Origin of the sequence: Paenisporosarcina cavernae (genome assembly GCF_003595195.1) — a bacterium.
Lineage (GTDB): Bacteria > Bacillota > Bacilli > Bacillales_A > Planococcaceae > Paenisporosarcina > Paenisporosarcina cavernae.
Window position 1 is genome coordinate 1,122,860 of record NZ_CP032418.1, and the last position, 14,557, is coordinate 1,137,416.

Here is a 14,557-nt window from a genome sequence, read left to right on the forward strand (position 1 = left end):
GCGAAATGGAGCACGTATTATGAGTGATCAATTTATTATAGATTCGATTAAAACATTTAAAGAGCGGTGTTTGCGATTAGTTCATCATAAAACACTTTTAACATATACAGGCCAACCGAAGCTTGATGACGTTCGCCTGTTTTTTTTGCTTTTACCTTTTTTTGTGAATGGGAAATGGAAAGAAGGGCAAGAAGAGGCAGCACAAGCTGTTGCGCTTATCCAAAGTGCATTAACGGCACACGATGATATATATGAGCAAGAGGAAATTTCAAAAGATCAGCAGCTGACCGTTTTAGCCGGTGATTTTTATAGCGGGATGTATTATCAATTGTTAGCTAAGACTGGTGATATTGAACTTATTCAACTTCTATCTACTGGTATTGTTTCGATTAGTGAAAAGAAGGCAGACTTCTATGATCGAAAAATGTTGTCTTTCGATCATTGGATGCGCAATTTGACGATAATCGAGACGTTGTCCTTTCGTCAGTACTATGAATATTATGGGGAAGAAAACCTGATCTCTCTAATGGAAAACGGACTCATTTTGCATGTTGGACAGAAAACGTTAAACCATTGGAACGAAAGCAGTTTATCGAACTGGAGTGAAATCTTTTTACATAAAGTACACACACCAGCGTCTAGTATTTCAAGTAAAGATCTTTTCTTTCAAGCATTAGACAAAGTAGAGAAGGATGTACAAGACTTAATATCTAATTTAAATTCCGCTCCAGTAGGTGCGATGAACTTTGTAAGAAACAATCTGTTACACCATTATTCGGCTGATATACGGTAGTAGGGAGGACTTTTTATGTCCAAATCAAAAGAAGAGAAAGTGCACGAAGTCTTTGAGAAAATTTCAACAGACTACGATAAGATGAACTCAGTGATTAGCTTCCAACAACATAAAAAATGGCGAGAAGATACAATGGAAAGAATGAACGTTCAAAAAGGTAGCCACGCGATTGATGTTTGTTGTGGTACGGCTGATTGGACAGTAGCTCTTGCGAAAGATACTGGTTCAACAGGCAAAGTAATTGGGTTAGATTTTAGTCAAAATATGTTAGCTGTCGGTCAAGAAAAAGTGAAAGAGTTTGAACAGGTCACCCTTGTGCATGGCAATGCAATGGCATTACCGTATGAAGACAACTCATTCGACTTTGCCACGATCGGTTTTGGCTTACGGAATGTTCCGGACTATTTACAAGTATTGAAGGAAATGCATCGTGTGTTAAAACCCGGCGGTATGTTTGTGTGTTTGGAGACATCTCAATCGGAGATTCCGGTTTACAAACAGCTATTTCGATTTTACTTCCGTTTTATCATGCCGATGTTTGGAAAACTTTTTGCAAAAAGTTATCAAGAATATTCCTGGTTACAAGAATCTGCAAAAAACTTTCCTGGCCCTAAAGAGCTTGCAAAGTTAATGGAGACAGCAGGATATGAAAAAATAGAAGTAAAAAAATATAGTGGTGGTGCTGCAGCGCGTCACATTGGGTATAAACAAAGCGAAATTTAGGTTAGGATGGGCTAGGTTTGGAAAAGTTGAAGTTTAAAATGCTCTACTCAGATCTCAAAAGTGATCTAGTGGCTATTGAAAAAGAACTTAAATATGCACTTGACTCCCGCTCTCCTTTATTAGAGGAGGCCTCTTTACACTTACTTTTAGCAGGTGGAAAGCGGATCCGACCAGTCTTTGTTTTGCTTGCGGCTAAGTTCGGTCATTATTCTTTAGAACAAATGAAAAATATAGCGGTGCCGCTTGAACTGATACATATGGCTTCACTAGTACATGATGATGTGATCGATGATGCGAATGTCCGTAGAGGGCGAGAAACCGTTAAGGCACAATGGAATAATCGTGTAGCTATGTATACCGGAGATTTTATGTTTGCAAGGGCATTAGAATATATGACTAAAATATCGAATCAAAAAGCACATGAAGTGTTGGCGAAGTGTATGTTAGATATTTGTGTCGGTGAGATTATTCAAATTGAAGACAAAAAACGAATTGATCAAAATTTCCGTGATTATTTACGTCGGATAAAGCGTAAAACTGCACTATTGATTTCGACTAGTTGTCAAATTGGCGCTGTGGTAGCTGGGGCAGATTCGAAAACAGTACATCATTTAAAAAAGTTTGGTTATTTCGTTGGAATGTCTTTTCAAATTACAGATGATTTGTTGGATTTTACAGCTACCGAAAAACAATTAGGAAAGCCTGCTGGTAGTGATTTGTTGCAAGGAAACATTACACTACCTATATTATGTTTGAAGGAAGATCCAAGTTACCTTCGGGATATTATCAACGTAATGGAAGGTGAAATGAATCCGAAGGAAGTAAAAAATTTAATCGATCGCATTCGACAGTCAGAAGCGATCACGCATGCCAAGCAAATAAGTAATTTATACTTGGAAAAGGCATTACAAGAATTAGAATATTTGCCAGATGTACCAGCTAAAGCCTCTTTAACGGAAATTGCGTTGTATATAGGTAAGAGAAAGTTTTGATTTTTCTTGTACTCTCCTATGGAGAGTGGTAGTATTTTTTTGGCGGATAAAATCCGAAGAATGTATGGGAAGGAATGATATCGATGGAAAGAACTTTTTTAATGGTTAAACCTGACGGTGTTCAACGTAATATGATTGGAGAAATCGTGGCACGTTTTGAGAAAAAGGGGTTTCATTTAGTTGGAGCAAAATTAATGCAAATTTCTCCTGAATTAGCTGGAGAGCATTATGGTGAGCATAAAGAGCGTCCGTTCTTTGGTGAACTAGTAGATTTCATTACTTCTGGTCCTGTTTTTGCGATGGTTTGGGAAGGCGAAAATGTAATCTCAACTGCTCGTTTAATGATGGGTGCAACTAATCCAAAAGAATCTGCTCCAGGAACAATTCGTGGAGACTTTGCTGTAACGGTTGGAAAAAATATCATTCACGGTTCTGACTCTCCTGAAAGTGCAGTACGAGAAATCGGATTATTCTTCAAAGAAGAAGAACTTATTTCTTACGCAAAAGATTCAAACAACTGGGTTAACTAATTAGTAAAATAGACGCTGCAGCACAACTGATTTTCTTTAAGAGAATCGTGTGTTGCAGTTTTTTTGTTTTACGTGGAATGTTTGTTCCAGTAATTTAAAACATACGGTATACTTAACCTATTGATGCCAAGGGGTTGAAACGAGATGACAGATTACATAAAATTTATTGATCAAATAAAACGGAAGACGGGTATTGATCTTCAGTTATATAAAGAAGCTCAAATGAAGCGTCGATTAACATCGCTTTATGAAAAAAAGGGCTATGCAAATTTTGAAGAATACTTTCATGCGATTAATCAAAGTCAGGAATTATTAGAAGAGTTTTTTGATCGAATGACCATAAACGTTTCCGAATTTTATCGAAATGGGAAGAGATGGGAAGTTCTGGATCAAAAAATTTTTCCAAAACTTCTGGAAAAGAATAAGAAATTAAAAATTTGGAGTGCAGCTTGCTCAACAGGAGAAGAACCTTACTCTCTTGCAATGGTTCTCTCTAAACACATCCCATTGAGTCAAATTGACATATTAGCAACTGATTTAGACGAAATAGTCTTAAGTAAAGCCAAAATTGGCATTTATCCAGAGCGTTCATTATCAGAAGTGCCTGTGGAGATGAAAGAGAAATATTTCGACCAACAAGGTGTTTTCTTTCATGTGAAAGATGAGATAAAAAGAACGGTCACTTTTAAAAAACATAACTTGTTAAAAGATGATTATGGAACTAACTTCGATTTAATCGTCTGCAGGAATGTCATGATCTATTTCACGGAAGATGCGAAAGATCAAATCTATACTAATTTTGGTAAAGCATTGCGAAAGGATGGCATTTTATTTGTAGGCAGTACTGAACAAATATTTTCCCCATCTAAATATGGATTAGAAAATGAAGATACATTTTTCTATCGAAAGAGCAACTGACTCGCCATACTGTAGAACTGTCCTTTTCGAAGGACAGTTTTTGTACATTCAATTGACTTTGGCTTTTTTTGCAGTTTATGATATAGTAACAAAATACTTTAGCGCGTTGAAGGGGAAAAGTGTATGAGATATTTAACAGCTGGAGAGTCCCATGGACCAGAACTGACTACGATTATTGAAGGATTACCCGCCGGTCTAAATGTCGATGTCTCTAGAATTAATGACGATTTACGCAGAAGACAAGGTGGACATGGACGTGGCAGAAGGATGCAAATCGAAACGGATACGGTTGAAGTGACTGCTGGAATTCGACACGGCAAGACATTAGGCTCACCAGTGTGTTTGCGTGTGGTAAATGATGATTGGAAGCATTGGACAAAAATTATGGGAATAGAATCCCTGGAACCATTTGATGAATCAGAAGTTAAACGACAAATTTCACGTCCTAGACCAGGTCATGCGGATTTAGTTGGTGGAATCAAGTATGGACATCGAGACTTACGGAATGTATTAGAACGTTCTTCCGCAAGAGAAACGACCGTTCGCGTTGCGGCAGGGGCAGTAGCGAAAATTTTGTTAAAGGAGTTAGGTATTGAAGTCATTGGACATGTGAAAGAAATTGGAGGAATTCAAGCGAACGCAGTTGACGTTAGCAACATGCAACCGGACGAAGTGAAGAAAGCAATAAAGGAAAATCCTGTATATTGCTTGGATGAAGAAGCAAGTAAAGAAATGGTCGAATTGATTGATGAGACGAAAAAAAATGGAGATTCCATTGGCGGTATAGTGGAAGTAGTGGTAACAGGTTGTCCTCCAGGTGTTGGTAGTTATGTTCATTACGATCGCAAAATTGATGGAAAGCTCGCAATGGCAATGATGAGTATTAATGCCTTTAAAGGTGTGGAATTTGGTATAGGTTTTGACATGGCACATCTTCCTGGAAGTCAAGTTCATGACGAAATCAAATGGGACCAAGAGAAGGGTTACACGAGAAGTACTAACCGATTAGGTGGAATCGAAGGCGGGATGACAACAGGAATGCCAATCGTGATCAAAGGTGTCATGAAGCCGATTCCCACACTCTACAAGCCCCTACAAAGTGTTGACATCGAGACGAAAGAAAATTTTAAAGCAAGTATCGAACGTTCTGATAGTTGTGCTGTTCCTGCTGCTTCTGTCGTTGCAGAACATGTAATTGCTTGGGAAATTGCTTCTGCCATACTTGCCGAATTTCCAGCTAGTCGTATTGATCAACTGAGACAACATGTGCAGGGTCAACGAGATTTTGCAAAGGAGTTTTAAGATGCAGAAGATTCATGTTTCCTTACAAAGTAGTTCGTATGACATTTTACTAGCACATAATGAACTTGCCGAGATGCTAAAAGGATATCGAGAATCTTGGCGACAATATGATCAAATCGTTGTTATACCTGATGAACATGTATGGCAATTGCATGAGCATTATTTTCGAGAGGCGATGACAATGAATGGTCTCGAAAATTATTTGGTTAAACCAATACCAGCAGGAGAATCTTCCAAGTCAATAGATGTATGGGAAGAAGTCCAAACGTTTTTACTGCAGCAAAATTGCAACCGAAATACGTTGTTAGTAGCTTTCGGCGGTGGAGCTTGCGGTGATGTTGTAGGGTTTATTGCCGCAACGTTTTTACGAGGAGTAGATTATTGCCAGATGCCTACAACCGTTCTAGCACATGACAGTTCTGTTGGTGGAAAAACAGCAATTAATCATTCACTTGGAAAAAATTTGCTTGGTGCTTTTCATCAACCTATAGCTGTGTTGTATGATAGTTCTTTCTTTGACACGTTGAGCGAAAAAGAATTTCGATCAGGCTTTGCCGAGTTATGGAAGCATGCTTGGTTAAGTGATGCAAATTGGCTGCAAGAACTTGAAATTTCCGTTCTCCAGAATAGTTGGAGATCTATTCCTTGGGTGGCAGAGCTAACAAAAGGAATACAAGTAAAAGTCTCTATTGTAGAACGAGATGTTTTTGAACGACATGAACGAAAGTATTTAAATTTTGGTCATACCTTTTCGCATGCATTAGAAAAGGGTATCGGATATTCTGAGATTTCGCATGGTGAAGCGGTAGCTATTGGTATCCTGTTCGACCTTCTTATAAGTGCAGAAAAAGGATTCATACCCCATCAACTTGTTAAAGAAAAAATAACTTTTATACATTCATTAGGATATCCTTTGAACAAAGTCTCCTCTGTGCCATTTGAAAACTATTACGAACTAATGGTGCGTGATAAGAAAGCGACGAAAACAGGAATTCAATTCGTTTTACTTCACACAATTGGAAATCCTGTCGTTGAAACAATTGAAAAAAAACTATTGCTCCATGCATATCATCTATTCCAACAATTAATAGAGGAGGTTGCTAATGATTAGAGGAATTCGCGGAGCAACTACTATTACCGGTGATCATCTGGAGGAACTATTAATTGAAACGGAAAAACTTGTGCTCGAAATGGTCCGAGTAAACCACGTGGATCCTGATGAAGTTGCCTCTGTTATTATTTCGACGACAACCGATATTTGTAGTGGGTTTCCAGCAAAAGCTGTCCGATCGATTGAAGGGTGGAAATATGTACCTGTTATGTGTACACATGAAATGGTCGTTTCGGGATCTTTGCCACACTGTATTCGTGTGTTAATGCATGTAAATACATCCGTATCACAAGAACACATACACCATATTTATTTAAATGAGGCAATTGGGTTAAGACCAGATCTATCTAGTTAGGAGTGAGGAATTAATGAAATGGAAGCAACAGCTTTTAGGAATGAAAGCATACCAACCTGGGAAATCAGCAGAAGATGTTAAAAAAATATGGGATTTAAAGACTGTCGTAAAATTAGCGTCAAATGAAAATCCATATGGATGTTCTACACGCGTAAACGAGGCGATGGATCAATATCCACTTTCTGCAGCTATATATCCAGATGGGTATGCTTACTCACTAAAAAAGGCCTTAAGCGAGCATTTGCATGTTAACATGGATCAATTAATGATAGGTAATGGATCGGATGAAATAATACGAATTGTTTCACGTGCACTTTTACATTCTAATGCTTCCACTATTATGCCCACTCCATCTTTTCCTCAATATAGACATAATGCATTGATTGAAGGTGCAGAGATAATAGAGATCCCGCTACTTAATGGGATGCATGACCTAGAAAAAATGCTTCATTCGATTAAAGAGAATACATCGGTTATTTGGTTATGCTCTCCTAATAATCCTACAGGTACGCTAATTTCATCTTTAGATCTCCGTCATTTTTTGATGCAAGTACCTAAGGATGTCCTTGTGGTTCTTGACGAGGCGTATTTTGATTATATCCACGATGATGCCTATGAAAATTCAATTGAATTACTTAAGACATTCTCCAACTTACTTGTATTGAGAACATTTTCAAAAGCATATGGATTAGCAAGTTTCAGGGTAGGTTACGGAATTGCGCATAAAGAGTTAATCGAAAAGCTGGATCCAGTGCGAGAACCATTTAACAGTCCTACGATCAGTCAATATGTCGCACAGCATGCGTTACAAGATCAACATTTTATACAAGTTACTCGAAATGAAACGAAAAAGGGAATTCAATTGTTTGAAGCATTTGCAGAGAAAAATAACCTTCATATATACCCAAGTGAAGCAAACTTCGTCTTGTTACAGGTTCCTAAAAAGGCAGATGAAGTATTCCAAGATCTAATGGCAAAAGGATTCATCATTCGAAGCGGGGATGTACTAGGTACCCCGGGCTATATACGAATAACCATTGGAACGCATGACCAGAATGCATCATTTTTAGATGCTTTAACTGGCATCTTATTTGCGGATGAGGACCGTTTATGAAAATAGGAATTATTGGACTTGGTCTTATTGGAGGATCACTTGCTAAAGCTTTAAAGCGTAATTCCGAGAATTATGTCATTGGTTTTGACGTTAAAAAAGAGAGTCTTTCACACGCGTTAAACAAAAAGATCATTGACGAGATTGCACTAAACTGTGAGGATGATTTCCATTCAGTTGACTATCTTTTTTTAGCAACACCTGTGGAGAAAACAATCGAAATTATGCGATTGATTCCGTCTTGGAGATTAAAGGAAAATGTGATTGTTTCTGATACAGGCAGTACAAAAAAAGAAATTATGAAAGTAGCGCAAGAACTTACTACTGTCGGAATTACGTTCATTGGCGCCCATCCCATGGCAGGTTCTCATAAAAGCGGTCTAAGCGCATCTAAAGCACATTTGTTTGAAAATGCCTATATGATCCTTACACCTTTAGGGAATGATATATCTCTTATACACTCGATGAAAAAGCTTTTAGAACCGACGAAAGCGAAAGTTTTGGTCACAAGTGCACAACAACACGATGAGATGACTGCTCTAGTAAGTCATTTCCCTCATTTGGTTGCCACCTCGCTCGTACATCGATTGGCAAATGAAGCGTCTGATTATCCAGTAGCAATGAAAATTGCTGCAGGAGGTTTTCGGGATACGACACGTATCGCTTCTGGTAATCCAATTATGTGGCGTGATATCACGATACAAAATAGAGAAATCCTGTTGTCACAATTACAAAAATGGGAAGAAGAGATGCAACGGTTGAAGAAGTTGCTTTCTGAAGGATCACCTTCCGATATGGAAGATTATTTTATTTCTGCAAAACAAGTTCGAGATGAGTTGCCTATATCCAATCAAGGCGCACTTTACAGTACGTTTGATTTATCTGTCGATGTTCCGGATTATCCAGGCGTAATTTCAGAGCTAACAGGTTTACTTGCTGAGCATATGATTAGTTTAACAAACCTACGAATTGTAGAAGCCAGAGAAGATATTTATGGGATTTTTGTGATAAGTTTTCAAACTGCTTCCGATCGTCAACGTGCACAGGAACTTATTCAAACGAAAACTGCATATGAATCGTATATTTCGTAAAAAGATAGTATGAAGAGTTAGGGAGTGAAAGATGTGGAAAAAACACTCTATCCATTATCGGAACCATTAAATGGGTCCATTCAAATTCCAGGGGACAAATCCATTTCACACAGAGCAATTATGTTTGGCTCGGTGGCGAAAGGGGAAACCATCGTGTCGAATTTTCTACCAGGTGCTGATTGTCTAAGTACCATCGATTGTTTTCGAAAACTCGGAGTTCAAATTGACCAACAGGATACGACCGTTACCATTTCAAGCGAAGGGTTTCATTCATTCAAAGAGCCCGCGGAAATCTTGGATACGGGAAATTCCGGAACAACAACACGATTATTAACTGGTTTACTTGCAGGCTCGTCCATTTTTGCAGTGATAAAAGGGGACGAATCGATCTCGAAACGACCGATGGGAAGGGTAACGAATCCATTGCGAAAAATGGGAGCAATCATTCATGGCCGAGAAGAAGCACAATTTACTCCCCTAGCAATAAGTGGAACGAAACTACAAGGCATAAACTACACGATGCCAGTAGCTTCCGCTCAGGTAAAATCTGCTATTTTACTTGCTGGACTTCATAGTGAATCGGAAACTGTTTTACAAGAAAATGTTAAAACGAGAGATCACACCGAAAAGATGATGGAGCAATTCGGTGTTGATATCAAGGTGGTAGATAATACTATACATTTAAAGCCCGCTGGAGAGTTACATGGTAGAACAATTGAAGTACCAGGTGATATTTCATCTGCCGCTTTCTTTCTAGTTGCAGGAGCTATTACACCCAATAGCTCGATTGAACTTAAGAATGTCGGATTAAATGATACTAGGACTGGGATCCTTGATATACTTCAAGCGATGAATGCAACGTATAAGGTAACTCCTCAAAGTGTTCATTCGACTGAGCCAGTTGGAACTATTTCTATTGAGTATAGTGCATTAACTGGGACAACCATCGATGGTTCGTTCATTCCAAGATTAATCGACGAAATTCCCGTGATTGCATTAATGGCAACGCAAGCAGTAGGAAAAACGATTATTAAGGATGCAGAAGAGTTAAAAGTAAAAGAAACAAATCGAATCGATGCAGTTGTAACGGAACTAAAAAAACTTGGAGCTACTATTGAAGCGACAGAAGATGGGATGATTATTGAAGGACCTACACCTCTTCATGGAGGAACCATTCAAACATATGGTGATCATCGAATTGCGATGATGGCCAGCATAGCTTCGCTTATAAGTAGTGACCCAATTACGATAGACAATTATCATTGTATAAATGTCTCTTATCCAACATTTTTTGACCATATTGAAAAATTAACAACGAAATAGAGTGAGCTTAAAGAAAGAGGCTGGGACAAATGGATGATTTGTCCCAGCCTCTTTTTTCATTTCGTCGAAAACTTGACAGGTGAACCCTTCAAGAACATGGATGTTCACATGCCGAAATGCTACATGGATGTCGCCTCGTTTCGGCCGTAAGGAGGCACGAACTCAACTAATTCCCTTAGACTTGGTTTGTGGGAATGGATTTAAGTTTCGTGCTGATCGCCCAGGAGTCACGCCTGTCCTACACATTCGACATTTTAATCAGGAAACAGTGGAAGAACGACCAAATAAGTCTGATCCTTTCTTCATAAAATTATCCTACATAAAAATGGTAGATTTTCATTCTTGAGCTTAGACTAGTTTATATCCTAGCCTCTTTCTTGAAAATTTTTTTACACAACTCATACACTATTCACATTTAACTTCTCGGAAATCGAAAGATGGCATAGAAAAAGAGAAAATTCTTGTCACGCGTAACCGCTTCCTGTACCCTAGTGAAAGAAAATGAGATCGGAGCTATTACTATGATAATTGAACAGAAATTTCAACAAGCTATCTCACAAGGAGATGCCAGTGAAGTAAAGTCGTTAGTGAGTGATGCGCTTTTAAATGAATCTCCAGATGTACTCGATCAAATTGCTCAATATTTAGCAACAGAAGGCTATTTCGAAGAGGCATTGGAAATATATCAGCACTTTCAATTTTTGTATCCTGGGGAGAATCAATTTTTAATCGATCAAGCTCAATTATTATTTGAACTTGGACAGGAAGATAAGGCAATAGAGTTGCTAAGTTCAATTGACGAAAAGGATACAGTTTACCTTCAAGCACTTTTAACTTTAGCAGATTACTACCAAGTAATAGGCTATTTAGATGTTGCAGAGCAAAAATTGGAGCAAGCACTAGTGATGTTGCCGGATGAACCAATGTTGTTATTTTCTAAAGGACAACTATTAGAAGAAAGTGGCCGATTTCTTGAGGCAGCAAGAATTTTCGAAAACTTAATGAAACAGGAAATTGACGAATTGCAGGAATGGAATCTCGAACTGCGTCTTGCTTCCGTGTACAGTGCAGGTGGAGCATATGAAGAGTCAATTCCTTTATACGAACGTTTTTTAAAAGACGAAGAACTTCCTGAAGTGAAGTTTCAATTGGCTTATGCACTTTTTCAAACAGAACAATATGAGCGTGCAGTCGAACAGTTAACGGAAATTATAACGATGGATCCGGATTTCTTTAATGCGTATCTTCTTCTTTCACATAGCTATCAAATGATGGAAGAAGATCAACTTGCCTTAAAATGGATAGAAAAAGGTATAAAACGGGATGAAGTGGACAAAGAATATTATGTAACAGCAGGAAAATTAGCATTAAAGCTAGGAAAAACCGAGGATGCAGAAACATATTTACGACAATCCTTAGCGATTGATCCAGGTTACTTAGATGCGTTGATTGTCCTTGTAAGTTTATTGTCGAATAAAGATTCTCACGAAGAAGTTATAGAATTATTTGAGTGGGTAAAGAGTTACGAGGAAGATCCACTTTCAATCTATCCGCTAGTCGCAAAATCATATGCAGAACTTGAACTGTTTCAAGAGGCATATCAATTGTATGAAGAAGCATATAGTGAATGGAAAGAAGATCCAACTTTCCTAGAGGAATTCATGGAATTTTTATTAGAAGAAGGAAAACGAGCTCAGGCTATCGAAGTGTTAAAGCAGCTAATGTTAATAGAGCCTACAGAACCAAAATGGGAAGAAATGTATCATCAAATACAAGACTAAGTTTGGAAGGAGTGATATCTGATGCCAGCTTCCGTTTCTGCAGTCGAGAAAAAAGAATTTGTACGTTGGTTTCTCTCGAAATTCGAATTGAAGCGTCGCGAATGCGTATGGATTTTAAACTATATGCTAAGCCATGATGAAATATTGCGTCATGTTCATTTCGTCGAAGAAGCACATTATTGCCCACGTGCGATGGTTATGTCAGTAACAGATTCCTCCGGAATACCATTTCGTTTTTATAAAGGTAACTTAATGACTTCTGATGCGGAAAAATCGTTCCACGATATGCGATTAAATCCAAAGGAACCATTATATATTCAACTGAATTTCCCATTGTTTCCACCAAGTCCTGAATACTTAGCAGTATTAGAAGAAAACCCGCATTATCCTTACAAGTGGCAAGTAGAAGAGGGAGATAAAAAACTTGCGAATGATATTGTAGCGAAAAGTGTAGGAGAATTTCAAGAGGAATATTTGTTAAAAGAAATAGACCGCACATTAGATAATCAAGATGAAAAACGATTTTTTGAGTTATCCAAATTATTAAATGACATAAAAAATCAAGGATAGGTTTAAGGTGACTTACACGTTTTAACGGAGAGAAAAACCGCGAATTCGCGGTTTTTCTTTATGTGTAATTCTTGAAGAAAATTGGTAAGATATATATACATAGAACAAGAAGTTGTTCTAATGATAGTGGGGTGGAAAAATGAAGTGGACTGTTGGTGATTTGCAAAAGATGCAAAATCAACCCGAATACGTAGATACAATCGTTGTTCCATTGGTGAAATTATCGGGTCAACCGAACAAAATCATGGGAAGCGCAACTTCTGCTGAGTTTTTAATGGTTTTAACGATGGAATTAGAAAACCAATTTAAAGGACGAGTCGTATTAAGCCCTCCTTTTAGCTACGTTGACAGCATGGATATGAAAAGTCTCGGAAATAGTATCAACAATGAATTGACCTTAACAGGAGCAAAAACTATTTTCTACCTATCAAGTGACTTGGAATGGTCTGAGAAAGCTCCTGATTTAGGTGTACATATCGTTCCGTCTATTCCTTTAAATGATATGGATCAAGCAATGCGAAGTAAAATTATAGAAGATCAAGTAAGGCAGTTAGTTCCGGTGTTATCTTCAAAATGGAATGCTTTATAGACGTATTTCAATAAATGTTCACATTCTCACGTGTCGAAACGAATGGAATATTGACCAACTCTAGGGTTTGAAGTATCATAGAACTGTCCTAGTTTTACTTATTTTTGTACTAAATTTGTCCGTTGGACTGACCTTTAAGTTAGAGGGGGGAAACGCATGAGTAACAACCGAGTATCGCGCCGACAATTCCTTAACTACACATTAACAGGTGTAGGTGGATTTATGGCTGCTGGTATGTTAATGCCGATGGTACGATTTGCCATCGATCCTGTACTTCAGAAAGCCGAAGCAGGAGATTTCATTGCTACCGAGAAAAAAGTAGCTGATTTAACAGAAACTCCAGAACGTGTTGACTTCTCTTATGAGCAAGTAGACGCTTGGTATACTTCCCAAGTAACGGATACAGCGTGGGTTTATAAAGAAGGCGATAAAATCATTGCCCTTTCTCCTATCTGTAAACATCTTGGATGTACGGTTAACTGGGGTGCGAATGAAGACCATCCTAATCAATTCTTCTGCCCTTGTCATGGTGGTAGATATGAAAAGAATGGTAAAAACGTACCAAAAACACCACCTCTTGGACCATTAGACCAGTTTGAAGTGAAAGTTACAGACGGTTTATTGTACATCGGGAAAAAAGTTCCTAACAAATTAGTGTAGTAAGGGGGTACGACGTACGTGCTAAACAAGATATATGATTGGGTAGATGAACGTCTGGATATTACTCCTATTTGGCGTGATATCGCGGACCACGAAGTTCCAGAACACGTTAACCCTGCACATCATTTTTCTGCATTTGTTTATTGTTTTGGTGGATTAACATTTTTCGTTACAGTGATTCAAATTCTTTCTGGAATGTTCTTAACAATGTACTACGTTCCAGATATTGAGAACGCTTGGAAATCCGTTTTTTATCTTCAAAACGAAGTAGCATTTGGTGAAATTGTGCGTGGTATGCATCACTGGGGAGCTTCCTTAGTAATCGTGATGATGTTCTTGCATACATTACGGGTATTCTTCACAGGTTCCTACAAGAAACCTCGTGAGTTGAACTGGGTAGTAGGTGTACTAATTTTCGGTGTTATGCTTGGGTTAGGTTTCACTGGATATTTACTTCCTTGGGATATGAAAGCGTTGTTTGCAACAAAAGTAGGGATTGAAATTGCTGCCTCTGTACCATTAATTGGTGGGGCAATTAAAGTATTGTTAGCTGGGGATGAAGCTATTCTTGGTGCACAGACTTTAACTCGTTTCTTTGCGATTCATGTATTCTTCTTGCCAGCAGTTCTTTTAGGACTTCTTGCAGCTCACTTTATCATGATTCGTAAACAAGGTATTTCAGGACCGTTGTAAACAAAAGTTTTAATT

General features: G+C 38.2%; 16 protein-coding genes. All 16 read left to right on the forward strand.

What is annotated here, in order from left to right; genetic code table 11:
• Window positions 1-19 precede the first annotated feature (19 nt).
• The 16 genes from D3873_RS05615 to qcrB all read left to right on the forward strand — a co-directional run bounded on the left by D3873_RS05615 (window position 20) and on the right by qcrB (window position 14,542).
• Window positions 20-793 (forward strand): heptaprenyl diphosphate synthase component 1, encoded by a 774-nt coding sequence (locus tag D3873_RS05615; RefSeq protein WP_162920143.1) that lies wholly within the window; start codon window positions 20-22, stop codon window positions 791-793.
• Window positions 794-808: 15 nt separating this feature from the next.
• Window positions 809-1,516: a demethylmenaquinone methyltransferase gene (locus D3873_RS05620; protein ID WP_119883126.1), complete on the forward strand. Its 708-nt coding sequence runs from the start codon at window positions 809-811 to the stop codon at window positions 1,514-1,516.
• A gap of 17 nt (window positions 1,517-1,533) precedes the next feature.
• A complete protein-coding gene (hepT, locus tag D3873_RS05625; protein ID WP_119883127.1) occupies window positions 1,534-2,508 on the forward strand; it encodes a heptaprenyl diphosphate synthase component II in 975 nt (324 codons plus the stop codon).
• Between the two features lie 83 nt (window positions 2,509-2,591).
• Window positions 2,592-3,038, forward strand: a complete 447-nt coding sequence (gene ndk / locus D3873_RS05630) for a nucleoside-diphosphate kinase (protein ID WP_119883128.1) — start codon at window positions 2,592-2,594, stop codon at window positions 3,036-3,038.
• A 144-nt stretch (window positions 3,039-3,182) separates the two neighbouring features.
• Window positions 3,183-3,956, forward strand: coding sequence for a CheR family methyltransferase (locus D3873_RS05635; RefSeq protein ID WP_119883129.1), 774 nt, complete (start codon window positions 3,183-3,185; stop codon window positions 3,954-3,956).
• A gap of 123 nt (window positions 3,957-4,079) precedes the next feature.
• Window positions 4,080-5,258 (forward strand): chorismate synthase, encoded by a 1,179-nt coding sequence (gene aroC, locus D3873_RS05640; RefSeq protein ID WP_119883130.1) that lies wholly within the window; start codon window positions 4,080-4,082, stop codon window positions 5,256-5,258.
• Between the two features lies 1 nt (window position 5,259).
• A complete protein-coding gene (gene aroB / locus D3873_RS05645; protein WP_162920144.1) occupies window positions 5,260-6,369 on the forward strand; it encodes a 3-dehydroquinate synthase in 1,110 nt (369 codons plus the stop codon).
• On the forward strand, window positions 6,362-6,724 hold the full coding sequence (aroH, locus tag D3873_RS05650) for a chorismate mutase (protein WP_119883132.1): 363 nt from the start codon (window positions 6,362-6,364) through the stop codon (window positions 6,722-6,724). Before aroB ends, aroH begins: the two co-directional genes overlap by 8 nt.
• A gap of 13 nt (window positions 6,725-6,737) precedes the next feature.
• Window positions 6,738-7,838 carry a histidinol-phosphate transaminase gene (hisC, locus tag D3873_RS05655; protein ID WP_119883133.1) on the forward strand — a complete coding sequence of 367 codons (1,101 nt, stop codon included), beginning with the start codon at window positions 6,738-6,740 and terminating at the stop codon, window positions 7,836-7,838.
• Complete coding sequence (locus D3873_RS05660; RefSeq protein WP_119883134.1) at window positions 7,835-8,926, forward strand: prephenate dehydrogenase; 1,092 nt, start codon at window positions 7,835-7,837, stop codon at window positions 8,924-8,926. Before hisC ends, D3873_RS05660 begins: the two co-directional genes overlap by 4 nt.
• Window positions 8,927-8,959: 33 nt before the next feature.
• The gene (gene aroA, locus D3873_RS05665) at window positions 8,960-10,249 is read left to right on the forward strand and encodes a 3-phosphoshikimate 1-carboxyvinyltransferase (protein ID WP_119884486.1); all 1,290 of its coding nucleotides are present in this window, start codon (window positions 8,960-8,962) and stop codon (window positions 10,247-10,249) included.
• Between the two features lie 521 nt (window positions 10,250-10,770).
• On the forward strand, window positions 10,771-12,030 hold the full coding sequence (locus D3873_RS05670) for a tetratricopeptide repeat protein (protein ID WP_119883135.1): 1,260 nt from the start codon (window positions 10,771-10,773) through the stop codon (window positions 12,028-12,030).
• Between the two features lie 21 nt (window positions 12,031-12,051).
• Complete coding sequence (locus D3873_RS05675; RefSeq protein ID WP_119883136.1) at window positions 12,052-12,600, forward strand: ReoY family proteolytic degradation factor; 549 nt, start codon at window positions 12,052-12,054, stop codon at window positions 12,598-12,600.
• A 139-nt stretch (window positions 12,601-12,739) separates the two neighbouring features.
• Window positions 12,740-13,189 (forward strand): DUF2487 family protein, encoded by a 450-nt coding sequence (locus D3873_RS05680; protein ID WP_119883137.1) that lies wholly within the window; start codon window positions 12,740-12,742, stop codon window positions 13,187-13,189.
• A gap of 156 nt (window positions 13,190-13,345) precedes the next feature.
• A complete protein-coding gene (locus D3873_RS05685) occupies window positions 13,346-13,849 on the forward strand; it encodes a QcrA and Rieske domain-containing protein (protein WP_119883138.1) in 504 nt (167 codons plus the stop codon).
• An 18-nt stretch (window positions 13,850-13,867) separates the two neighbouring features.
• Window positions 13,868-14,542, forward strand: a complete 675-nt coding sequence (qcrB, locus tag D3873_RS05690) for a menaquinol-cytochrome c reductase cytochrome b subunit (RefSeq protein WP_119883139.1) — start codon at window positions 13,868-13,870, stop codon at window positions 14,540-14,542.
• Window positions 14,543-14,557: the final 15 nt, after the last annotated feature.

Bases quoted from the DNA above. Each gene is read 5' to 3' on its own strand.
- aroH (WP_119883132.1), top strand. From the start codon at position 6,362: ATGATTAGAGGAATTCGCGGAGCAACTACTATTACCGGTGATCATCTG.
- D3873_RS05685 (WP_119883138.1), top strand. From the start codon at position 13,346: ATGAGTAACAACCGAGTATCGCGCCGACAATTCCTTAACTACACATTA.
- aroB (WP_162920144.1), top strand. From the start codon at position 5,260: ATGCAGAAGATTCATGTTTCCTTACAAAGTAGTTCGTATGACATTTTA.
- ndk (WP_119883128.1), top strand. From the start codon at position 2,592: ATGGAAAGAACTTTTTTAATGGTTAAACCTGACGGTGTTCAACGTAAT.
- D3873_RS05660 (WP_119883134.1), top strand. From the start codon at position 7,835: ATGAAAATAGGAATTATTGGACTTGGTCTTATTGGAGGATCACTTGCT.
- D3873_RS05620 (WP_119883126.1), top strand. From the start codon at position 809: ATGTCCAAATCAAAAGAAGAGAAAGTGCACGAAGTCTTTGAGAAAATT.
- D3873_RS05635 (WP_119883129.1), top strand. From the start codon at position 3,183: ATGACAGATTACATAAAATTTATTGATCAAATAAAACGGAAGACGGGT.
- aroC (WP_119883130.1), top strand. From the start codon at position 4,080: ATGAGATATTTAACAGCTGGAGAGTCCCATGGACCAGAACTGACTACG.
- hisC (WP_119883133.1), top strand. From the start codon at position 6,738: ATGAAATGGAAGCAACAGCTTTTAGGAATGAAAGCATACCAACCTGGG.
- D3873_RS05675 (WP_119883136.1), top strand. From the start codon at position 12,052: ATGCCAGCTTCCGTTTCTGCAGTCGAGAAAAAAGAATTTGTACGTTGG.
- D3873_RS05680 (WP_119883137.1), top strand. From the start codon at position 12,740: ATGAAGTGGACTGTTGGTGATTTGCAAAAGATGCAAAATCAACCCGAA.
- D3873_RS05615 (WP_162920143.1), top strand. From the start codon at position 20: ATGAGTGATCAATTTATTATAGATTCGATTAAAACATTTAAAGAGCGG.
- D3873_RS05670 (WP_119883135.1), top strand. From the start codon at position 10,771: ATGATAATTGAACAGAAATTTCAACAAGCTATCTCACAAGGAGATGCC.